This is a genomic window from Psychrobacter sp. PG1, assembly GCF_014897815.1.
Lineage (GTDB): Bacteria > Pseudomonadota > Gammaproteobacteria > Pseudomonadales > Moraxellaceae > Psychrobacter.
The window spans coordinates 1-22109 of the sequence record NZ_JABUZG010000055.1; the positions used below are offsets into that span (position 1 = coordinate 1).

Consider the following 22109-nt stretch of genomic DNA (forward strand, 5'->3'; position numbering starts at 1 on the left):
CCATCGTTTTATTCCCAATGTTCAACACGCCCTAGTTTAGCAGATAAATATCCAAATCTTATTATCGTGGTTTCATCAAGACCAGAATACAATTTATTCTCGGATTGGTCGCTGTATAACGTCGCTCGTATTCAACCTCTGATATTATCTCAAGCAGTAGATGTGATAAAGAAATTAGATTACGATAGCGAGGTAAGAGCGAGGTTCATACTAGCGTTAGAGACTACACTTTTTAGTAAGCATGAAAGTTTTTCCAGTAATCCTTTGCTACTCACAATTATGTTAGTGACATATGAGCAGTTTGGCGATATACCTGACAGAGTATATATTTTTTATGATCTTGCTTATCATGCACTATTTAATAAGCATGATGTATCGAAGCAGGGTTTTTTAAGAAAAAGCTCAACCAATCTGGATATGTACGAGTTAAGAGATATATTTGCTCTGTTTAGTTTATTTACATATAGTAAACAGATGTTTGAGATGACAGAAGATGAAATCCACACATTCTTGAAAAAATGCTTAGTACATTCAAAATCTGAGGTGATAGACAAGGATTTAAAGTTAGAGCTATTAAACAATGTGCCTTTATTAATGAGAGACGGCTTAAACTATTGCTTTACCCATCGTTCATTTCAAGAATATTTTACTGCATATTACATAGTGAATCATGTAGTTAAGGAACAAGTTTTTGAACGTGTATGTGGACGATATCATACGGATAATGTTGTTGATATGGCATTCTCTATGAATAAGGAAGTATTAGAGGACAAATGGATACTTCCAAAAATAAATAAAATTCTGGATTTAAAACCAGTAGATACTTCAACTATAAATCGAAAGATACAGTTGATATCAGTATTTTTCAATAGAATTGATGAAATTAGAGATAGAGGAAAAAAAGAAATAGGATTCACATACAATGAGAATTCTTACTTTCTCAATTACTTAGTCCAAAAATACGGCTGTCAATATCATCGTGATTATTTGAATGATAAGTATCACTCCCATGACTTCACCTATGAAGAAACTGATTTTTTTGAATTAGTCTTAAACGATAAGCAAGCTATAATGCTTGAAGAGTTGAACGATTTTGAGAAAAATTTAGTTTGTCGTATGGGTAGTGAGCGTCATGGGGAATTGAGTTTTGAGTTAATTGAATATATTAAGAGCTTAATTTTGACTAATAGAAATGACTCTCTAGATGATATTGAAAATTTCATTTTTGATTAAGTTTGGATAGACATAGAATGTAAAGCAGCACTTCTAACCCTACCAATCAAAAAAACCCCGCTATAGCGAGGCTCTTGAATTTACCTAGTGCATTACTCTTGATAAACAGACGATTATTTAGCTGATTTTTTATAGTAATCAACCATCATAGTGCCTAATGTGCCGTTGTCATCAATAGTGACTATTCTGACCGTACCTGATTGTGCTGCGGTACTCGATTGAACTTGTCCGACATTACCTAAGACCACTTGGTTGTTTTTAGCCGCCATTGCTCCGTTACCGATAGCGATGCTATTCATGCCGCCAGCCATAGATTTATTGCCTAACGCTACCGAGTTTGCACCTTGTGCGGCTGCCGCTTCACCAACTGCGGTAGAGCGTACACCACTAGCATCGGCTAGATGACCAAATGCCTGTGCGCGTTCAGCGGTGGCTTTTGATTGCCAACCGATAGCGGTTGAGCCTAGACCTGCGGCATTGGCTTGACCACCGACAGCTGTAGCTGAGTTTAGACCTGCATTGGCCATATTACCGATAGCAACCGTGTCGTTAGTGCCGCTAGACATAGCACTATTGCCTAAAGTAATGGCAGTACTGTTCGTAGTGGTTTGGGTATTTGAAACTTGGGAGTCAGCACCTGTTGCCATAGCAGTGCATGCAGAAATTGCGGCAATGGCGAGAGTAAGGGAACTGATTTTGAGTATCGTACTTTTAAGTGCTACGTTTGATAGGGAATCCATTTTCATCATGCTAAATCCTTTTAGACAAGCCATCTTGGCTTAGTAGGGGGTGGGTGGGTAAAAGCTGATAGATTACAATCCTTGCAATATGAGCATACTCTGGCATAAATAACTTGATCATATGTAGAGTCCGCAACATTAATGTAACACTAATTTTTAACCATTATTCAAATAATGATAGCATTATATTTTCAAAGGTCATTTAAGCCGACGAATGAACAGTTATAATATAAAACTACCGTAAAGGAGAGCATCGGTGCTGTACAACTTTGATGAAATAATAGACAGACGTGATACGGGATCGTTTAAATGGCACTATAGCGATGACACGATTCCGCTATGGGTCGCGGATATGGACTTTAAGACCGCCCAGCCTATTTTAGCGGCGATTGAGCAAGTAACGCAGCATGGCATATTGGGTTACACCGTGCCGACCGAGCCGTTGTATCAAGCGATTATCGACTGGCATGGCAGTCGTTATGACTTGTGGCTGGAACAGCAGGATATTCTTTTCTCTCCGGGCGTGGTACCAAGTTTGGTGCTGATGATGAAAGTATTTACCGAGGCAGGGAATGCGGTACTTATCAATGACCCGATTTATACGCCTTTTATGACCAAGGTTTTAGACAATAATCGTAAGCTTGTGACTTCTGCATTAAAGGAAATAGAGGGTAAATATCATCTGGATTTAACTGATATCGAAGCCAAAATTATCGAGCATAAAGTTAAGCTGTATTTGTTCTGCAATCCACATAATCCGGGCGGACGTGTATGGACAGCAGATGAGCTTGAAGCGCTGCTTTTAATTTGTAAAAAGCACGATGTGGCAATTGTGAGTGATGAGATTCATCAAGATTTGACCTTGAGTGGGCATATATTTACGCCTTTTTTAACCCTAGCAGAAGGCTATGAGCACAAAGTCGTCAGCCTAACCTCGATGACCAAAACCTTTAATATTGCTGGTATCAAAGGCTCGATGATCTTTGCTAAAGACAGCGCATTACTGAGTAAGATTAACCAGCAGCAGCGTTTAAGTGACGAGCATGAGCTGAACTTATTTGCTTATATGGCGATGCGCAGTGCTTATGAGCAAGGTGGTGAGTGGTTGGCGCAGGCGCTGACTTATATTGAAGCCAATATTGACTTAACCATACAATTTTTAGAAGAGCATTTACCTAAAATTAAGGTGATGCGTCCAGAAGCTTCGTATTTGATTTGGCTAGATTGCTCGGCATATGCGCAAGACGATCAACTGCTCTATGACAGGCTTAGAGCCGCTAAAGTTGAGCTTAGCGCAGGCATTAAGTACGGTAATGAAGGGCATCTAAAAATGCGCCTTAATGTGGCGTGTCCTAAAACGCTGCTGATAGAAGGGTTAAATCGTATGCATACTGCCTTAAATATTGATGATTTTAATATAGTCGATTCCATTTAAAAAGAATGCAGTACTGCTGGGATAAATTTTGCGAAGCCTCTGGAGTGCGAAGTGCACAGCAAGCGAGGAAAGTTTATCCCAACATAACGCTATTTTTAACGTACCTCTTTATATTGAAATGACTATATTATTTAGCTGGGTAACCGGTAATATCTTGAATACTTTGATATAAGGGTTTTAGACGCTCATACATTTTGAGATAAACCTCATTATAAAGACGTTTGTAGAGCTGGACGTTGGCGTCAATAGGTAAGAACTCATCGCCCAAATGGGTCATGGCCTGAGTTGCGGTTGAATGGTCAGGATAAACGCCAAGCCCTACTGCACAATTGATAGCCGCGCCTAACCCTGAGGCTTCATAAGTATGGGGGCGGTAAGCGGGCATGCCAAAGATATCAGCCGTAAGCTGCATAGCCGAGTCACTTTGAGAGCCGCCACCTGAGACACGCAGGTGTTTAATGGATTTACCGGTACGCTTCTCAATGGTATCGAAGCCTAGTTTTAGCTCGTAAGCGAGCCCTTCTAATATAGCGCGATAAACGTGCGCTCGTGTATGCACATCACCAAAGCCAATAAGCGCACCTTTGCCCTCAAGTCCCGGATGACGCACACCTGGCGACCAGTATGGCTGCATCATTAATCCCATACAGCCTGCTGGAATGTCTTTCACCGCTTGATCGAGGAGTTTTTCGGTATCGATGCCTTGGGTCTTTGCTAACTGCTCTTCATAGTGGGCAAATTGCTCTTTAAACCAACTGACCATCCAAAAGCCGCGATAAATCATGTACTCATGATTGTAGTAATTTGGCGCGGCGGCAGTGTAGGCGGGCATATGTTTAAGTATCTCGATATAATTACTCGAGGTGGTATTAATAGTCGCGGTGGTGCCAAAGCTTAAGCAGGCGGTGTCTGCGGCGAGACCCGCAGAGCCTAATGCTTCACAAGCCTTATCACTGGCGGCAGCAATCATTGGTATGCCTTCCAGAATACCAGTAGCGGCGGCAGCGTGAGCGCTGATATGACCAAGTAGCTGCCCCGGTGCAATGAGTCTAGGCATTTGCTCTAGTCGGCAACTAAACAGTCGCCATTTGAGGTTATTTGGCTTAAACCAAGCTTGCGCCTTGTAATCGTACGGCAGATAGCCAAGGGCATGACCAGTGGAGTCAGCTAATTCACCTGTCAACTGATAGGTCAAGTACGCTGATAAATTGATATAATAGGCTGTTTTTGCCCACATTTCTGGCTCATGATGAGCAAGCCAATTACAGCGAGCTTTTTGCTGAGCTTCATTGACCAGCTCACCCATACCAACCACTTTAGTGAGTGGCGAGAGAAATCCTATGTCATTGGTTTCGCCGCGACGCAAATCCATCCAGACAATGGCAGGACGTAGTGGCTGTTTGTCTTTATCCAAACATATCATGGTATAGCGCTGGGTGGCGAGGCTAACGCCAGCGATTTGCTCGGGCGTAATATCGCAGCTTTGCCACAATTGCTGACAGGCTTCGCTTAATTTTTGCCAATAATAGTCGGCGTGTTGCTCCGCAAAATTTGGCTGCGTTGAAAAATACGGCTCGATAGGGACGCGGGCTTTGGCAATCTCGCTACCAAATTGATCAAAGATAAGCGCTCTGACGCTTTGGGTGCCATTGTCTATGGCTAAGAAGTAAATAGGAGTATCAAGGTTCAGGGTCACAGTCATCCTTAACTATGTAGTGATAAGCAATAATAAAAATAAGCTTTAAGCCGCAGGCAGATGATAGTAGCGTTGCCATAATTGGGTATAGCGTTCAACTTCTTGCTGCCATTTTTGATCATCCCAGCCAAGCTCTTGTTGACATATTTGCTTGATCCGATGACTGATAAGCGGCCTCATCGCACCATCGGGTAATATAAGACCCAAGCGCGTCCGTCGTAGTAATAAATCGTCCAAATGTATGACCTGCTCATAGCGAGCAGCAAAACGAATCTCTGCCCAGATGGTATTGCTGTCAGGCACATAAGCTAAGTCATCGTTATGAGCCAGCTCTAGTAAGGTATCTAGCTGTAGACCATAGAACCCTTGTAAGCGTTGTTGTAACGGTAGCGGCAGGGCAGTAAATTTAGGATTGGTTGGGGTTTGATTACTAAAGACTTGGCTGCTATATGACACATTATCTTGAGTAGCCGATTCATCCATTTCGAGTACCTTTTGACAAACCTTTAATACATCAAGGGCGATTAGGCGAAAGGTCGTGAGCTTACCACCGCTGACGGTGACCAGATTATTATCCAACCAGACGCTATGATCGCGCTTTTCTTTACTTGGGCTGACGCGCTTACCATCACCGCCATCAGAAATCAGTGGACGTACGCCTGCCCATGAGCTGATGACATCCTTGCGGCTAATGTCTACATTATCAAAGAGATTATTGGTCGCCACCAATAGATAATCTACCTCTTCGTTAGTAATACCGACTTCATTATCGTCCAATGGAGGATGATCCAAATCGGTTGTTCCAAGGACAGTTCGATTCTCCCACGGAAAGACAAAGACGGCTCTTTTATCGACAGGATGCAAAAAGGTATAGGCTTGATTGAGTGGTAGGCGCTCTTGACTGACCACCAGATGGCTACCACGCGACGGGCGAATTTGTTTATGAAAGGTTTGTTCTGTTTGTTTGCTTGCTTGCATCCGTAAGGTGTCTGCCCAAGCACCCGTGGCACTAACCACCACTTTGGCATGGACATCGTAAGTATGATTGCTATCTTCAGCAGAAGTATCTAATAGAGTAGCGCCAACTACCAAGCCCTGCTCATTGGTAATTAATGACTCAGCTTTAAGGTAATTAATCGCCTGCGCACCATCATGGATGGCTTCATCAAGTACCCGCATCACAAGGCGTGAGTCATCGGTCACTGCATCACTAAACTGACTGGCACCTAAAAAATTATCTTGTTTGATATGTGGATTAAGCTCTAAAAAAGCGTCTTTTTTAAAGTATTTAAAGTAGCGCTTGCCCGCCAAGCCATCGTAGACACGTAGCAAAGTATTGAATATCCATGGCGGTGGAAACTTGCCTTTATAATGCGGCATGACGTAATGCATCTCATTGACGAGACCACTCGCTTCATTAAGCATGCGCTCGCGCTCACGGACGCTAAGCAAGGTCGTCTTATAATCTCCTGAGGCGATGTAACGTAGCCCACCATGTACCATTTTGCTAGAGCGGCTGGACGTGCCCCAAGCAAAGTCTTTTTGCTCAATGAGTAACACCGCTAAGCCGCGCCTTGCTGCTTCGCGAGCAATCCCAGCACCAGTAATGCCGCCACCGATGATAAGCATATCCCAAGGTTCCTCTTGAGACGAGCGGCGAGATAAAGGCGCTAATGCTTGCTGGCGTTGCTGATGTTGATTGGCTTGGTTCATAAACGACTCATCTCAAATGACACTCAGGTTAATCAGTGACTCAATATGTTTAAGCCACCCAGTCAGGCGACCGCTGCCTTTTACTCTTTAATTAAAACACCCGGATTCATGCGCTGCTCAGGGTCTAAACTTTTGAGCATATCATGGGTTACTTGAATACCGAGCTTACCTTTTTCGGCAGCAAGGTACGGGGCATGATCGCGACCAACACCATGCTGATGCGATATCGTCGCTGTACCATTGGCCAGACTTAAACTGGCGGCATGTTTGATTTTCTGCCAGCGGCTTAAGGTGCTGGCATGATCTTTAGCCGCTCTAAAGAAGTAAGTGGTATAGAGGCTAGCACCTTGCTTATACACATGCGAGATATGGGTAAAGGCCATTACTTCTTCGCCTTCATCTGCCAAGGAAGTCCGAACGGCTTGTTGCATCTGCTGCATCTGCTCGTCGATATGATTCCAGTTGGTGGCGGTCTCAAAGGTATCGACCATGATGCCTTTTTCCCATAGAGTACCGCGCAAATAAGGGAATTTAAAGCGTCCATGCGCCCAGACACTGCCCATGATATCGGTTATTTTGCCCGTGACACTGCCTTGCTGTTTTAATAGCTTATTAAACTGCGTCAGTGCCAATTTATTCTGTGCTTTATCCCCTGAGACGCCATAAGTGAGCATGGCTTTTTCTGAGCTGAGTCCGCGCGCTTTTAGATAAGTACTAATGGCCATAAACTGGCTGGGCGTCGTACCCAAATGTAGATGCGCGTCAGTCTCGACCGCATTGCTTAGGCGTAGCATTGATAATTGAATATTTTTTTGTACGGCTTGTCTGAGCACTTCTTTACCCGCTGCCCAGTTCGGTAAAAAAGCAACTTTAAACAGCTCTTCTTCTGGTTGCGACTGCACCCGCATTTTGACTTCGGTAAAGATACCAGCGCGACCTTCCGTGCCCATCATCATCTCGCGTAGGTCAGGCCCTGCCGCTGACGCTGGAATATCCGCAATATTGAGTACCCCTTGCGGTGTCACAAGCGTACCACCGGCAAACATCTGCTCGATGCGCCCGTAGCCTAACGACTGCTGACCACTAGAACGCGCGGCAATCCAGCCGCCAAGGGTCGATAGCTCCCAAGACTGAGGATAATGTCCCAAACGATAGCCATGTTCGTTCAATTGCGCCTCGACCGCCGGCCCTTGTGTTCCTGCACCAAAGGTGGCAATTTGGCTCTCATTATCTAAATCAATAAGCTGATCCATTTTGCTCATGGCGATGGTCAATACGGGGCGTGAGCCTTTTTGTGGATTGATATGACCCGCTACTGAAGTGCCGCCACCAAAAGGAATGACGATCAGGTCGTGCTCGCTTGCTAACTGTAATAAAGTCTCGACATCAGCGGTCGATGCAGGAAAAGCGACGCCATCAGGAAAGACTTCAAAGTCGCCACCATGCATGGCTATCCAGTCTGGAAAGCTTTGACCACGGGCGTGTCTAAGTCTCACTTCGTTGTCGACAGATACAGTATCAAGCTCAGTCATAGCAACAGGCAAGCGCGATTTGGGGACGGTTTTAAGTACTTGCTGTAAGCTCACTGATGATAGTTTTTTGGTTTTACCAATATGCGATTTGATCAGTTTCGCCCCATGCGCTGAGACTTTTTTATTAATATTGATATTGCCCCAGCCATTCCAGCGCGTTTGCTCGATTGGGGTATTTACCGCATGACCCTTTGAGGCAGCATCTATACTGGCGTTATTGGTATTTTGGTTATCAGAATTGACTGAAATAGCTTTAGACGGGTCAGATTTAGGGCGTTTTCGGATAAGGGCTTTGATTTTGCTCATAGAGACATACCTGTCAATTTATTATGATTATCTGTGACTATAATAAGTAACTGTTTTCTGTACATTAGTCAACAACGATTGGTGTGCTGTTCCGACTTGCTAATTCTTTATTCCCCACCAAAACCATCAGTCTATGCGCTAAGTAGTGCCAAATAACACCAATAAACCCTGATATATAAAAGTACCAATGCGGTGAGACTAAGCTTGCGAAGATTTCAGATGAAGTCCATGTGTTGCCGAATAATATGCGGTAATCATAGGCGACACTGATACCAGCTTCTCTGTAGTATGCTATGTAAAAAAGCATAATGGCTGCTTTGTAATAACACTTGTTTGTAATAATGCTTGAACCAGAATTTATGCGCTACCTATATAAGTATTAGGTCAATTAATCGCATTTTTATTCTGTTGATTACTCTACAATGCCTTATCATCGCTACCTAGATGTAGAAAAATATAGAAGAAATGCATTCATTAATGAAATAAAGTAGAGGTTTATACTGATGAGCTATAGATTTATATGCCAGTTAGCAGATTAGCGTATTTTTATAACCAATAGACTGCTCAAACTTGTTAAAATAGCGCACCAATTTATTTATTGATGGACACTACGTTATGACAACTGCTGCCAACGTTCCTACTATTAAAGAAGATCGCATCTTAATTCTCGATTTTGGCTCACAGTACAGCCAGCTTATCGCCCGCCGTGTCCGTGATTCAGGCGTATTCTGTGAGATGTTTCCTTATGATATCGACACTCAGCGCATTATCGATTTTGGTGCAAAAGGCGTTATCTTATCTGGCGGTCCGGAGAGCGTGCACGCAGATGACAGCCCACGCATCAATGATGCCGTATTTGATCTAGGCGTACCCGTATTGGGTATCTGCTACGGTATGCAAGCGATGGCAGAGCGCTTCGGTGGTAAAGTTCATGCCAGTGATATCCATGAATTTGGCGCAGCAACCATCAATATCGATGGCAAATCAATGCTGACTGATGGTATCGAAGACGCAGCAGCGAAGCTAAATGTGTGGATGAGTCATGGCGATAAAGTGGTCGATGCCCCACAAGGCTTCGATATCGTCGCTAGTACGCCAAGCTGCCCGATTGCGATTATGGCTGATGATTCGCGCCACTATTATGGTTTGCAGTTCCATCCTGAAGTCACGCATACCGCGCAAGGTTCTGCATTGCTAGGACGTTTCGTCCATGAAATCTGTGGCTGCGCGGGTAGCTGGACGCCTGACAACATCATCGATATGCGTATTGAGCAACTGAAAAAGCAAATCGGTGATAAGCAAGTATTGCTTGGTTTATCTGGCGGTGTTGACAGTTCAGTCGTCGCGGCATTATTGCATAAAGCGATTGGCGATCAGCTAACGTGTGTGTTTGTCGATACTGGTCTTTTGCGTCTGCACGAAGGCGACCAAGTGATGCAAATTTTTGCAGAAAACATGGGCGTAAAAGTGATTCGTGTTGATGCTGAAGAGTTATTCTTAACCGCGTTGGCTGGCGAGTCCGACCCTGAAGCCAAGCGTAAAATCATCGGTAAAACCTTTATCGATGTGTTTGCTAATAGTGCCCGTGAAGTGAGCGAGCAGAGCGATGGTAAAGTCATCGAATTCTTAGCGCAAGGCACGATTTATCCAGACGTCATCGAATCAGCGAAGTCACATCAAGGTAAAGCCCACGTGATTAAGAGCCATCACAACGTTGGTGGTTTGCCAGATGATTTAGCGTTTGAGTTGGTTGAGCCTTTACGTGATTTGTTTAAAGATGAAGTGCGTAAACTGGGTATCACCCTTGGTCTACCAGCGAAGATGATTAACCGTCATCCGTTCCCAGGACCGGGTTTGGGCGTGCGTATTCTTGGTGAAGTTACCAAAGAATTCGCTGATATCTTGCGCTCAGCTGATGCTATCTTTATGGAAGAGTTAGAGAAATCAGGCTGGTATGAGAAGACCGCGCAAGCGTTTGCGGTATTCCAACCAATCAAATCGGTTGGTGTAGTCGGTGATGGTCGCCGTTATGCTTGGGTAATCGCGCTACGTGCTGTTGAAACCGTAGACTTTATGACTGCGCGCTTTGCGCATCTGCCGTATGATTTGATCGAGACGGTATCGAACCGCATTATGAATGAAATCGCTGAAGTATCGCGCGTGACTTACGATGTGTCGAGCAAGCCGCCTGCGACGATTGAGTGGGAATAAACCGTTTAAGTATTCTAAACGGTAACGGTATTAACCTAGCTAGATGTACAAATACGTACTATCTGCGCTCGGTTGCCTTGTTACCATTTTAGACCACGTAAACTTATCTAAATAGCTTTCAAATCATGTTTTTTGAATTGATATACGACTAATCGATAATTAGATTAGTTCAATATAGCGATAAAAAAGCACTCAACTTGGTTGGGTGCTTTTTTTGGTTAAAACAAACAGGCAACTAAGAATCCTCGAATTTTTCATTGAACATTTGTCTTTATTATCTATAATGTAGTCAACTTTAATTGGCTATTATTTTTTAAAGTCGAGATAAGCCTATCAATCGTTCAGTATTTAGTAAAATTAAGGGATAAGATGTTTTGTAATAACTGTAATCAAGAAAATTCAAGCGAGGCAGGATTTTGTTCAAAATGTGGGCATCAGCTCTCTGACGTTCAAGCACAAACACCGCCACCATTAACGGCAGTTAATATTTCTAAAGATGCGCAAATCCCGCAAAACCATTCAGCTTCCATTTCTGAAAATGCCGATGCTTTATTGGCAGCTTTCGTTGGTAAAAAGTATGATGATTTCTACCGTAATAAATGGTTTAAGGACAGTGAGCCACGTTTAGAAGTCAATAATGATGGTTCGAGCATTCACAGTTTTAATATTGCTGGACTGCTCTTGGGAACGTCTTGGTTATGCTATCGTAAAATGTATCTAGTCGCTTTTTTTATTGTACTTGGCATTAATGCAGTTGATTTAGTCTTAATGCATCTGCTCGGTATGGAGGCGTATAGCTCTATAGGTCAAACCAGCTTTTTTGTCGCATGGGCAGTACTGACAGGACTTTTAGGTAATTATTTTTACTTTAGTCACAGCGTCAAAAATATAAAAAAAGTCATGAGTAATACAGCTGACCCAGCGACGGTCGAACAGGAGTTAGTGGCAAAGGGTGGTACGTCATGGGTTGGCGCCATCGTGGGTAGCATATTATCAGTATTGCTATCTATGGGTATGTCCTATTTGTTTGCGCCTGAGTGGTATTGGTTGGTGTAGTACGTCTAATAAATAAGGTTAATCTAAGGAGGCGAGAAAAAAGTGATGGAACCATTAAAACAAGCATATGATTTGGAACTAACGGATAAAGATCATGGGCAAGGTTGGGCTTTTGGTCGCCCAGTCGGCATCACCACGGATCAATGGCCGCGAAGCAGGATTAACGGTCTACCGATGGCGCACTTATGGACGATATTAGTGCCTGAAGCGTATCGCGTAAAAGGGAAAGATCTCGTGGCAATATCGCTCTTTCAAGCGGATGATCATGTTGAAGATAGGGTAGACGGTGTTGAAGATATGATTACTAATCTCACTGAGGTGAATCATACAGACGCTGAGAATTTTTGGGCGTCACTGAGTCGCTATGCTAACTATCGTCACCCTCAAGAAATCTATCTTGAAGATATGATTGGTGGTGGCTGGGCATTGATTTGGCTAACGGAAGCAGAGTTTTCTGGTGAGTCCACGCCGCTGCCTAGTAAAGAAGATGGTATATATCCAGACTATGAAATTGAAGCGTGGAGTAGCACTTGCTTTGCCAAAGATGAACCCGCTCAGTCTATTAAGCACGTTGTCCGAACAGATGATCCTAACATTGGCAAGATGCTCGATGAGTGGGCAGATGAAGATGATGTGAACGCTTATATTCCGATGTTCTCTGAAAAAGGTGAGATGTTAAAGCTTGATAGGTTTCATGCAAAAAGTCATTTTGGTGGTACGGCCAATCCCATTCAAGCAATGCCAGAATTTAGTCCTTTTTATATTGAGTTTGAAGAAACGCTTGGCGATGCCAATATGGGTGGTGGTAATGGGCAAATTGATTTGCTGAATAATGAGTTTGATTGGGCGTGTGGCTAGGTGTTGAGACGGTTAAGACGGTTAAGACGGTCAGATTCGTTCCGTATAACGATAAAAAACACTCAACTTGGTTGGGTGTTTTTTTATTTCAAGGCTGATTTTTGATAGGGGCTTTGCTCTGTAATAAATCAGTATATCGAAATGGTAGACTATTAATTAAATCTGTTACTAGTTTATCTATTACTAGTAATACGCTTTCATATTGCTCAATAGACTCATCACTTACTACTTCTTTGATTTTGTCGTATGACATGATATCAGTAATTTCTTTTACCGAGATAGACTCTATTCCAGCACTCTCTATAGCTTGTAAAACACATAAATTTTTACTAGAAAAGCCAGCCTGATGAGCTACTTTATTTCTAGGTGTTTGTAGATCTTTTATTGTATCTCTCATTTCTTCTAAGATAGTAGCTGAATCTGGAGATATACTTAATAGCTTCTTATAGATTTTTTGGTTGCCACCTATTTTTTCTATCCGACTATTTTCCATCATAATAGTCGAACCAGCTAACAGATAAGAACGATCTACCACGCTAGTTACTCTAAGTAAAAAATTTTCAATATGATAGACATGATGTTCGGAAAAATTATAATCTGAATTTCCATATGTTTTTTGGTGTAAATACTCTAAAGTGATGGATATGCTTTTAATAGCATTATCTATTTCTGCAACCCTTGAAAAAATGTTTTGAGCATATATTTCGATAGCTGAAGCACTATAGCTATCACTACCATTTAAAAAAGCAGCCATACCTTTTGAGAGAGAATCAGTAACTAGTGGGAAAAATTGCTTTATATTAGGGTTTTCAGTATGGGGCATGATGTTCCTTAATTAAGTAAAAGATGCATAAGAGAAAGCTTTAAAAAAAGGCAGCACCTCAAAAGAGATGCTGCCTTTTTTATAATGTTCAACTGCTAAGCTAAAAAACTAACCTTTCACGTTCACCACATAACGTCCAACTACTTTGCTAGACATAAAGCGATCTAAGTATTCAGGCGTTTGCTCTAGCGTAATTTCTTCACCATAGCTCTCTAGATTAGGCAGTTTCATATCGGTTGCAACACGTTTCCAAATGGCTTCTTTATCAGCCAGCGGAATATAAACCGAGTCGATACCCAGTAGCGACACCGCGCGGGTGATAAAAGGTATCACCGACATCGAAAAATCAGCGCCACTAGCTAGGCCACAACTGGTCACCGCACCGCCAGATTTGGTTTGCTTTAGCAGGTTTGGTAAGTAGTCGCCGCCAATGGTATCAATAGCATTTGCCCACAGCTCACGACCGATAGGCTTGTTACCGATTTCATTGATGGTATCGCGATGACGCACTTCGCTCGCGCCCAATGCTTTCAAATGCTCGCTTTGCTCTGGCTTACCTGAGAAGGCAATCACCTCATAACCCAGCTGACTCAGAATAGCGATGCTGATCGTACCGACGCCGCCTGTTGCACCAGTTACCGCGACTGGACCATCACTGGGTTTTGCACCCATTTTTTCTAGTTTTTGGATACTGAGTGCTGCGGTTAAGCCGCCCGTACCGTAAGTCATTGCTTCTTTTAACGTCAGCGTTTTTGGGCAGGGCAATGCCCAATCGGCAGGTATGGAGATCATCTGACCCAGACCGCCATCGGTATCCATGCCCAAATCATAGCCAAATACCAATACTTCTTGCCCCGCGGTAAACGTGCCTGATTTGTCGCTGACAACGATGCCTGCTGCATCGATACCGGGGGTATGCGGATATTGTTTGGTGATTCTTTTATTGCCCGATGCCGACATCGCATCTTTGAAATTTAACGAGGAATAATGCACTTCTATCAACAAGTCATTTTCTGGCAAGTCACTGACGTTGCGTTCTTGAATACTTTTGCTAAAGCTGCCGTCGGTATTTTCTTCGACGACTAAGGCTTTAAAGGTTTTATTATTAGACATCATATTATTCCTAGTGAGGTTATTTGGTGTGTGTCTTTATTTGCACGTATATCATTTGCAACTACATCGATATATGTAAGACAATAATTTATGATTTTAACAACACCTTACCATTCTTACTTGCCTGCAATTTGCCATCGACGGCCTTGACGATATCTGCCAAATCAAACGTCGCTTCAACGGGCAGTTTTAAATTGCCATTGTTAGCACGTTCGATTAGTTCATCAATCAAGCGCTGTTTGTTTTCAACGCTCATTTCTTGACTGATTTTGCTGCCCCAAAAGCCTTTGATCGTCGCTTGTTTAAAAATAATATGGGTTGGATCTAGCACCATTGGTTTGCCTGACATGATGCCAAACGATGCCAATGTGCCCCCATGACCCAGTAACGCCAGCAGATCATTACTTGAGTCACCACCGATAGAATCAACCGCGGCACTGATTTTCTCATCACCAAGGATGGCTTTTACTTGATCCTTCCAGTCGTCATCTGAGGTGTTGATATTATGCTTGATACCCAGTGCTTCTAATTCCTTGATAGCATCGTCACTTCTCACGACATTAATGGTGTTAATACCACGCGCGGCGGCTAGCATGGCGAGCGATTTGCCGACCGCGCCATTGGCAGCATTATGGATCACCCACTGACCGCTTTTTAGTGCTAAAAACTCAATCAGCATCAGCGCGCTGAGTGGCATCGCAATGAGCTGCGCCGCCATTTCGTCTTCTAAGCTATCAGGCATGACAAATACCATGTCTTTTGAGGCGACAAAATACTCTGCCCATGTCGCTTGTACGCTCGCCGCCGCCACGCGCTGACCCACTTTTAAGTCTTTGACATCCTGACCGACGGCATCAATGATACCGACCGCTTCGCTACCACCAATCGCTGGCAGCTCAGGTTTAAAGCCATATTGACCGCGAATGGTTAATAAATCATGGTTGTGGATAGAGGCGAGTATCATTTTGACTCGGACTTCATTGGCTTTTGGTTCAGGAATAGGTGTGTCACCTAAACTGAGAACGTCAGATGGTTTACCGAAGGTACTATAAGTTGCGCTACGCATAATTATTTCCTTTATTTATTTTTAGGTTGTGAGCAACAGTAACAAGTTTGACTCCGTACCCTCAATGTTACTTTAGTTAAGGAATGTTATGCGTTGCACGTATCGCGTGTAGTAAAGCATGAGTAATAATGCATGATAAGTAATGCATGAGCGTCTACTGAGAGGCTTTATCCTCTTGGCTTATGTCGCCGACGATGACTGTAAAATCACCGTCTACCATCTCTGTAAGTAATGGCTCGCCTTTGTCATTGACGCGGAATAGTCCATATTCAGCCGCTTCAAACGCCTCAGCATGACCTTCTTGAAAGAAGAACGCATTGGCCGCCAATTGCACACTGCCGTTACGGAGGCGGTAATAAATGGGCAGCTCACTTTTAGTTAAATTTTCACGACTATTACTATCAGCTAAGCGGACAAAATGCCCTACATTATTACCATCGATTTTCACAATGACATAACCATCGCTTGGCTCATAAATACGAAAATCTGTATCAAACTCTTCTAATTCTATATCTAGTTCTGAGCCTAATTCGTCTTGTGTTGAATGAGGGTGCTTTGGTCGCATGGCATCAAAAATATCGCGCTCTAGCGCATAGCTTAACGCCATATAATCGCCTTGCATAAAACCGCGTGGATCGACAGGTGCCAGCGCTAATAATACCGTTTTGCCATTACTAAGATGGGTTTCGTATTTGATGATATTCATCGTCATTACGACCAATATTAGTGCCAATCCAAGTAAGGCAACAGTGATGGTAACGGCTCGTTTTTTTAGCCAATGCGTGGATGGTGACGTGTCATCAATCAAGCGCTTAGTCAAAATTTTATTTTTCATGAGTGGCGCTCCTGATGATCGTTGGCGCTCATTGTCAAATCAGTATCGTTGATAAGGGAGTTAGCGAAATAGCGTTTAATCAATATCCAACGCCCCATCAGCATGGTCAGTCCGACGATTAGCATTGAGAGAGATTTGATTAGCAACGAAGTATCGAGCTGATAGTAATACCAAAATACATAGCTGACCAAGGCGGTGACGCCCAAACCTAATAGCACTCGTTGGCTATTGGCGATCGCAATGACGATGATAAGGCTGGTCGCGATCAGTCCTGATACGTAAATCGATAGGATACCTAAGACGATGACGGCGCAATAAACCATGATACTCGCTGATGAGAATGGTTTGACTTCATAGCGCTGAAGTATTAAGTAAGCAGCATAAAGGCTGGCAAGCGTTAGCAGCCCTTGCGCCAAATAGTAATTGTAGCTAAAAGTGTCTCCATAATAAGTAGCAAGACTATGACTACGTTCAGCGGCGATAAAGTACACAGAAACGCACAACAGCATCAGCGCACTGGCATAACCAATGGGTTTAGTAATATCAAAAACATCCGCTCGCCATTTATTAGGTATACGCTGCAATAGAGAATTGCATGATAGGTTGCTGCCAATCGTAATCAGTGCCAATAGCCCCAAGCTGAGCTCAGGTAGATGATAATAGTTAAGCAAATAAACCGTCAAACCTAGCGTCATTATGCTGCCCAATAGGCGATAGATACGGTTGGGCATAATGACCGTCATAACGGCTTGCACGATTAAAAAAAGCCAAATATCTATAGGATGTGACAAATTATTATCAAATAAAGCAAAGCCAATGTAGGCTTGCCCAGCCGAGCTAATAGCCAATGCTAGGCTACTGATAAAGGTATTATCACGGCTTTGCTTGTTTCTAAATAGCACAAAACCCGCCGCGCTGAGTACTAGACCTGTAATTAACAAGGCAATCACGCTATCAAATCCATCGATGCCGAACAATAATAAAGACAGAAAGGCGATTAGAAACAGACTCGCTACAATACCGCTAAGACCAAAAAGTATTTGTATAAACCAAGGAGTATCGTTTTGAGAGTGATTATTCGCTATCGTTGCCTTAGCACTTGTCTCACCAGTACGGGCATCAACCGCATTGCCGTCAATCAATCCAAGCTGTTGCAGCTGTAAAAGAACATTGTCCGAGTGTTGATTATTCATATCATTACTCATAATTACCTCCTTTGACGACAGCAGTGGGGAGGTTGTTTTCGCTGTTTAAACGTGCCGCATGACGCAGCCAAACAACCGCTGCTGAACTCATGCCAATCAATAATAGGGCTAAGATGAGAAAACCACCCATATCAAAATTGTCTAAAAACAACTTACCCGCCCAAAACATCACCACGACAATGACAGAGCCACATAAATAGGTCAGCATTAATAGATTGATGCGATACCAATAAAATCGCCAAACCATAAATCCGCACCAGCTCATCCATAGCAGCAAAGCGATCATTGTCATTAAAATATTGGCGTCATCAAAGACATAAAGAATGGCAAGGTAGGTAATAAAATAGCTGCTGAGTAAACCGACGACATAAGCGCTCCAATTCAGCTCGGACTTAAATCGGCTGCGTGTGACTGATGGTAGTTGACGGTCGATAAACGCGAGCCACAAGTTTAGCGCCACAAAATTGACAGCGGCAAGCACGCCTATTTGTAAGACACCTTCATAAAAATAACTGACGAAGGCAAAGTCCGTAACGCCGAAATATAGGATGAGACCAGTATTGACGAGCCCCAACCATAACAACCATAGCGCAGGGAAGCGGGCGATGATTACCCAAGGAATAATCAATACGGCCCAGCCAAAAAACAGCTGCCACGTATCAGCACCCGTTTGATAAACCTGCCCAAATAGCGCCAATAAGCTACCCGTAATCACGCTAGCAATAAGCAGTAATAACTGCCGAACCAGCTGAAATTTCTGTCTAAAAGAGAGCACAACGTAAAGGGCAATCGTGATAACCAATGCCCCTTCGACCAAAGCGAACTTGCCCATTTTGCCCATATTTATCCAGTTATAGGCAATAAAAAATACCAGCGACAATACCAACGCTATCGCCCCGATAATCAGCATGGCTTTATCAAAAAAGACCAGCCATGAGCGTTTGCTAGGATAGACTTGCAAATGAATCGCTGCATCGTTGGCATGCGTCAATGGCAGTATGCCTTGCTTGAGTAAATGCTCGATAGTACGCCGTGGTTGGCTCATAGCGTCCTCTAAATAAAAAGATGATGTTGCTTATCTTAGCTTTTTTGTGAGAGGTGGGTGTACTAAAGTTTATAGTTTTTTACTCAATAAAACTCAATACGACTGAGCAAATGCTCTTGGATGAGATAGGCGCAAATATAAGCGCTCGGCCACGCGACTATAAAGGCATATTTCCATGAGTGAAACAGCGTGATAAAGAACCCATCGACGAATCCTACATTGATCAGCAGCAATGCAGTTGAGATAATCGTGGACATTAGCAGTGCCATTAAAAAGGTAAAAATAAGCCGGTAGTACTTGCGCCGTGTGCGTATTCTAATGGTAGGGAATTTTGCCATAGTGTGGAGGTGTCCTACATGGTGATGGTGGCGTTTGATGAACGATGAACGATGTTGCGTAGCGTCATGTGTCGTCATTACTAACCATGATATCGTATGTTGTTGAGTGGATAAAATCGTTATTATCAATGGTGGCATTCGTTATATTTTAATGACTGTTGTCTCATGCATCAAAATAAAAATTCCTGAAAAATAACAAACTAAAGATGATTAATTTTGCTACGATAAAATCGATTACAACCCACGAATAAGGCAATAAAATGACCGTGCACAAGCAGCGAACATTGGGCATCATCGGTGGTATGAGTTGAGAGAGTAGCGAAAGCTATTATCGGCTGATAAATGAGGGTGTCAAGGATAAGCTGGGTGGCTTACATTCAGCAGATTTATTCATACATAGCGTGGACTTTGCGTTGATTAATAAGCACCAAGAGCAAGATGAATGGGCAGCGCTGGGTGTAATCATGGCCAGCAGTGCTCAGCGTTTGCAAGCCGCTGGCGTACAAGGGCTCATGATTGCCTCTAATACGATGCATAAATTACTCGATGATGTGCAAGCCGCGACGCATTTACCTGTTATTCATATCGCTGATGCCACTATTGCCGCCATCAAAAAACAGAATCTGTCTAAAATTGCCTTACTGGGCACTCAGTTTACGATGACGGAAGATTTTTATAGGCAGCGTTTGGTGGATGCAGGGCTTCAAGTGTTGATACCAGAGAGTGATGCGCGAGCAGAGGTACATCGAATTATCAAAAAAGAGCTATGCATCGGTCAATTTAAAGACAGCTCGCGTCAGTATTATCAGCAGGTGATTAAAGATTTAGCAGATCAAGGCGCAGAGGGCGTCATCTTAGGCTGTACAGAAATTGGACTGCTCATTAAACAAGCAGATAGCCCCATTCCCGTATTTGATACCACGGTGATTCATGCAGCGGCAGCGGTGGATTTCTTACTAGAGTAGCGCGGACTGATAAAAGTATTTAAGCCTATAACGTTTTGACCAAGCGTTCTAGTAAATCAATCGTGCGCTCTTGTCTGACCAAAGCGACGCCTTGTCTTGCCCATAAAGACTGATATTCTGGGTCAAGATTATTGGTCGCATGACCACGCAAAAATTTGGTCATCGCATTTAATTGTGGATAGGGCGGTAGCTCATGCGCGCTTTCAAAGCGAGCAAAATCACGCAAATAATTATTTAATAAACCACGAGCCTGCTTACCTGAAAACAGTCTCGTTAAGCGTGTCTCAGCACTGCGATTATTTTCACTAGCATCAAGTAGTGCTTGTTTATAAATATCATTAATACCGCATTTATCTGTGGTCAAAAATGCCGTTCCGATTTGCGCTAGCTCAGCGCCAGCCGTTTGCACTGCTTTGATATCTTGCCCAGTCATGATGCCACCTGCTGCAATTAACGGAATATCGGTACACGCGCGCGTTTGACTAATTAGTGTCAATAATCCTAGAGGATCGGTTTCACTTTGTGGCAACCAGCCACCGCGATGTCCACCTGCTTCCGCCCCTTGTACACAGACCGCATCTGCCCCAATATCGCTCCATGCTTTGGCTTCTAATGGATGGTTTGCCGTACCGATGACTCGCGTGCCGACACTTTGCAAACGCTGAACTTGCTCGGCGCTGATAATACCAAAGGTAAAACTGGCGACAGGCACAGGATTGTCGTAGAGCACTTGTAGCTGATCCGCGAAGCTTAGCGCTGGGCGTTCAGGTAGCGCACATTCGATAGTGTTTTCTTCATAGTAATGACTTAGCCAAGCAGGGATTTCGGTATCAAAGGTGCTCGACTCATGCTCAGAGAGCACCATTAAATTAATCATAAAAGGGCGATCAGTGAGCGATTTAATGGCGTCAATATGGCTATGCAAAACCTCTGGCGGCGTCATGCCCGATCCTAATGAACCCAGTCCACCAAAGTTACTCACCGTCGCTGCCAGTTCAGGGGTGGTTGCGCCTGCCATCGGTGCTTGCACGATGGGGTGGGTGATATTAAAAGTATCAAGTAAGGTCATGACGGGCGTCCTTTTTATTTGGTTAGGTTTTTATCTCACTTACTTTAACAGAGGTAGGCGGTGCGTGTGTTGGATAGTGTTTATTTAGTTGCTGAATAGAAGGGGTGAGTTTTGGCTACGGATTTTGTAGTTAAAATAGTTGACTATGGTTTTGTAGTTAAGTAATAATGATTACTTAACTTATGTTTTTTATTTTAACATCACTAAAGTAATGAAACTTAAGCATGACAAATACTGAAGCTTTGGTTGGCAGTCTATGAACGTATTAGATGAAATAGAAAAGAAGATAGAGTCAATTAAGGTAATTGATGACTCTTATTATTTAGAAGTAATTCTGAGCCATATAAAAAGAGCAGAGCATTATTATCAAGAAGGTAAAAAGGATGAAGCGTTTTTCAACGATGTGATCTATAGATGTAACCAAGCTTATGAAGGCGCGTTAAAAGAAGCTTATCAGGTATTGGCAAATAAAAATCAAGAAGAGGTCAAGAAGAAAACACCAAATGATATAGAAAAATATTTCGAGGAAAACGGAACTTTTAAAGATAGGGTTTTACAGATTTTTAGAAACTATAGACAAGAATGGAGAAATAAATCCACACATGACTATAAGTTAATATTTGATAGTGGTGAGGCTTTTATTGCTCTAATGAATGTAACTAGCTTTATATATCTTCTTTTGAATGAAATTCAAGAGAAGGTATCTTATGATAAACAAGAGAATGAGATAAAAAATAAAGATTTAATTAAGAAAAAAATTAAATTAATTGTAGATGAAAAAAATAAGAAACCCAAAGGAAAGCTTGTAGATTTGCTAAAATATTTTATTGAATTGAATTTTTCTGATAGTACTAAAATATCATCTTTAGA

Annotated in this window: 18 protein-coding genes and 1 pseudogene; 7 read left to right on the forward strand and 12 right to left on the reverse strand. The window is 42.9% G+C overall.

Annotated features, from left to right (window positions below; translation table 11 throughout):
• On the forward strand, positions 1-1233 hold a 1233-nt coding region (locus INT03_RS06855), incomplete at its 5' end, for an NACHT domain-containing protein (RefSeq protein ID WP_413469375.1).
• Positions 1234-1346: 113 nt separating this feature from the next.
• Here the strand turns inward: INT03_RS06855 and INT03_RS06860 are convergent.
• Positions 1347-1979, reverse strand: coding sequence for a hypothetical protein (locus INT03_RS06860; RefSeq protein WP_226950277.1), 633 nt, complete (start codon positions 1977-1979; stop codon positions 1347-1349).
• A 250-nt stretch (positions 1980-2229) separates the two neighbouring features.
• Here INT03_RS06860 and INT03_RS06865 point away from each other — a divergent pair, with 250 nt between their 5' ends.
• Entirely contained in the window at positions 2230-3408 is a 1179-nt protein-coding gene (locus INT03_RS06865) for a MalY/PatB family protein (RefSeq protein WP_193008357.1), read from the forward strand.
• Between the two features lie 127 nt (positions 3409-3535).
• On the opposite strand, the gene INT03_RS06870 is transcribed toward INT03_RS06865, so the two are convergent.
• The 3 genes from INT03_RS06870 to INT03_RS06880 form a co-directional block, all read right to left on the reverse strand.
• Complete coding sequence (locus INT03_RS06870) at positions 3536-5104, reverse strand: FGGY-family carbohydrate kinase (protein WP_319020710.1); 1569 nt, start codon at positions 5102-5104, stop codon at positions 3536-3538.
• A gap of 45 nt (positions 5105-5149) precedes the next feature.
• Entirely contained in the window at positions 5150-6817 is a 1668-nt protein-coding gene (locus tag INT03_RS06875; protein ID WP_193008359.1) for a glycerol-3-phosphate dehydrogenase/oxidase, read from the reverse strand.
• A gap of 80 nt (positions 6818-6897) precedes the next feature.
• Positions 6898-8655 (reverse strand): FAD-binding oxidoreductase, encoded by a 1758-nt coding sequence (locus tag INT03_RS06880; RefSeq protein ID WP_193008360.1) that lies wholly within the window; start codon positions 8653-8655, stop codon positions 6898-6900.
• 615 nt (positions 8656-9270) lie between these two features.
• On the opposite strand from INT03_RS06880, the gene guaA reads away from it, so the two are divergent.
• The 3 genes from guaA to INT03_RS06895 all read left to right on the forward strand — a co-directional run bounded on the left by guaA (position 9271) and on the right by INT03_RS06895 (position 12780).
• Positions 9271-10866: a glutamine-hydrolyzing GMP synthase gene (guaA, locus tag INT03_RS06885; protein WP_193008361.1), complete on the forward strand. Its 1596-nt coding sequence runs from the start codon at positions 9271-9273 to the stop codon at positions 10864-10866.
• 369 nt (positions 10867-11235) lie between these two features.
• Positions 11236-11922 carry a zinc ribbon domain-containing protein gene (locus INT03_RS06890; protein ID WP_193008362.1) on the forward strand — a complete coding sequence of 229 codons (687 nt, stop codon included), beginning with the start codon at positions 11236-11238 and terminating at the stop codon, positions 11920-11922.
• A gap of 42 nt (positions 11923-11964) precedes the next feature.
• Positions 11965-12780: a hypothetical protein gene (locus INT03_RS06895; protein ID WP_193008363.1), complete on the forward strand. Its 816-nt coding sequence runs from the start codon at positions 11965-11967 to the stop codon at positions 12778-12780.
• An 88-nt stretch (positions 12781-12868) separates the two neighbouring features.
• Here the strand turns inward: INT03_RS06895 and INT03_RS06900 are convergent, their stop codons facing one another.
• The 7 genes from INT03_RS06900 to INT03_RS06930 all read right to left on the reverse strand — a co-directional run bounded on the left by INT03_RS06900 (position 12869) and on the right by INT03_RS06930 (position 19205).
• Positions 12869-13603: a Cthe_2314 family HEPN domain-containing protein gene (locus INT03_RS06900; RefSeq protein WP_193008364.1), complete on the reverse strand. Its 735-nt coding sequence runs from the start codon at positions 13601-13603 to the stop codon at positions 12869-12871.
• A 108-nt stretch (positions 13604-13711) separates the two neighbouring features.
• The gene (locus INT03_RS06905; RefSeq protein WP_193008365.1) at positions 13712-14716 is read right to left on the reverse strand and encodes a YhdH/YhfP family quinone oxidoreductase; all 1005 of its coding nucleotides are present in this window, start codon (positions 14714-14716) and stop codon (positions 13712-13714) included.
• An 88-nt stretch (positions 14717-14804) separates the two neighbouring features.
• Positions 14805-15782, reverse strand: coding sequence for a zinc-binding dehydrogenase (locus tag INT03_RS06910; RefSeq protein ID WP_193008366.1), 978 nt, complete (start codon positions 15780-15782; stop codon positions 14805-14807).
• A 154-nt stretch (positions 15783-15936) separates the two neighbouring features.
• Positions 15937-16617 carry a GDYXXLXY domain-containing protein gene (locus INT03_RS06915; protein ID WP_193008367.1) on the reverse strand — a complete coding sequence of 227 codons (681 nt, stop codon included), beginning with the start codon at positions 16615-16617 and terminating at the stop codon, positions 15937-15939.
• Positions 16614-17822 (reverse strand): DUF4401 domain-containing protein, encoded by a 1209-nt coding sequence (locus INT03_RS06920; RefSeq protein WP_193008368.1) that lies wholly within the window; start codon positions 17820-17822, stop codon positions 16614-16616. Before INT03_RS06920 ends, INT03_RS06915 begins: the two co-directional genes overlap by 4 nt.
• On the reverse strand, positions 17815-18867 hold the full coding sequence (locus INT03_RS06925) for a DUF2157 domain-containing protein (protein ID WP_193008369.1): 1053 nt from the start codon (positions 18865-18867) through the stop codon (positions 17815-17817). Before INT03_RS06925 ends, INT03_RS06920 begins: the two co-directional genes overlap by 8 nt.
• Positions 18868-18950: 83 nt before the next feature.
• Positions 18951-19205, reverse strand: a complete 255-nt coding sequence (locus INT03_RS06930) for a DUF2798 domain-containing protein (RefSeq protein ID WP_045442930.1) — start codon at positions 19203-19205, stop codon at positions 18951-18953.
• Between the two features lie 323 nt (positions 19206-19528).
• Between INT03_RS06930 and INT03_RS06935 the strand changes: the two are divergent.
• Positions 19529-20170, forward strand: a pseudogene (locus tag INT03_RS06935) (aspartate/glutamate racemase family protein); the annotation flags it as partial.
• 25 nt (positions 20171-20195) lie between these two features.
• On the opposite strand, the gene INT03_RS06940 reads toward INT03_RS06935, so the two are convergent.
• Positions 20196-21239, reverse strand: coding sequence for an NAD(P)H-dependent flavin oxidoreductase (locus INT03_RS06940; protein ID WP_193008370.1), 1044 nt, complete (start codon positions 21237-21239; stop codon positions 20196-20198).
• A 256-nt stretch (positions 21240-21495) separates the two neighbouring features.
• Here INT03_RS06940 and INT03_RS06945 point away from each other — a divergent pair.
• The coding region (locus INT03_RS06945; RefSeq protein WP_193008371.1) for a hypothetical protein at positions 21496-22109 on the forward strand (614 nt) is incomplete at its 3' end.

Excerpts from the sequence above, each read along its gene's own strand:
- INT03_RS06860 (WP_226950277.1), bottom strand. The coding sequence starts at position 1,979 with ATGAAAATGGATTCCCTATCAAACGTAGCACTTAAAAGTACGATACTC.
- INT03_RS06875 (WP_193008359.1), bottom strand. The coding sequence starts at position 6,817 with ATGAACCAAGCCAATCAACATCAGCAACGCCAGCAAGCATTAGCGCCT.
- INT03_RS06880 (WP_193008360.1), bottom strand. The coding sequence starts at position 8,655 with ATGAGCAAAATCAAAGCCCTTATCCGAAAACGCCCTAAATCTGACCCG.
- guaA (WP_193008361.1), top strand. The coding sequence starts at position 9,271 with ATGACAACTGCTGCCAACGTTCCTACTATTAAAGAAGATCGCATCTTA.
- INT03_RS06890 (WP_193008362.1), top strand. The coding sequence starts at position 11,236 with ATGTTTTGTAATAACTGTAATCAAGAAAATTCAAGCGAGGCAGGATTT.
- INT03_RS06900 (WP_193008364.1), bottom strand. The coding sequence starts at position 13,603 with ATGCCCCATACTGAAAACCCTAATATAAAGCAATTTTTCCCACTAGTT.
- INT03_RS06905 (WP_193008365.1), bottom strand. The coding sequence starts at position 14,716 with ATGTCTAATAATAAAACCTTTAAAGCCTTAGTCGTCGAAGAAAATACC.
- INT03_RS06910 (WP_193008366.1), bottom strand. The coding sequence starts at position 15,782 with ATGCGTAGCGCAACTTATAGTACCTTCGGTAAACCATCTGACGTTCTC.
- INT03_RS06915 (WP_193008367.1), bottom strand. The coding sequence starts at position 16,617 with ATGAAAAATAAAATTTTGACTAAGCGCTTGATTGATGACACGTCACCA.
- INT03_RS06920 (WP_193008368.1), bottom strand. The coding sequence starts at position 17,822 with ATGAGTAATGATATGAATAATCAACACTCGGACAATGTTCTTTTACAG.
- INT03_RS06925 (WP_193008369.1), bottom strand. The coding sequence starts at position 18,867 with ATGAGCCAACCACGGCGTACTATCGAGCATTTACTCAAGCAAGGCATA.
- INT03_RS06930 (WP_045442930.1), bottom strand. The coding sequence starts at position 19,205 with ATGGCAAAATTCCCTACCATTAGAATACGCACACGGCGCAAGTACTAC.
- INT03_RS06940 (WP_193008370.1), bottom strand. The coding sequence starts at position 21,239 with ATGACCTTACTTGATACTTTTAATATCACCCACCCCATCGTGCAAGCA.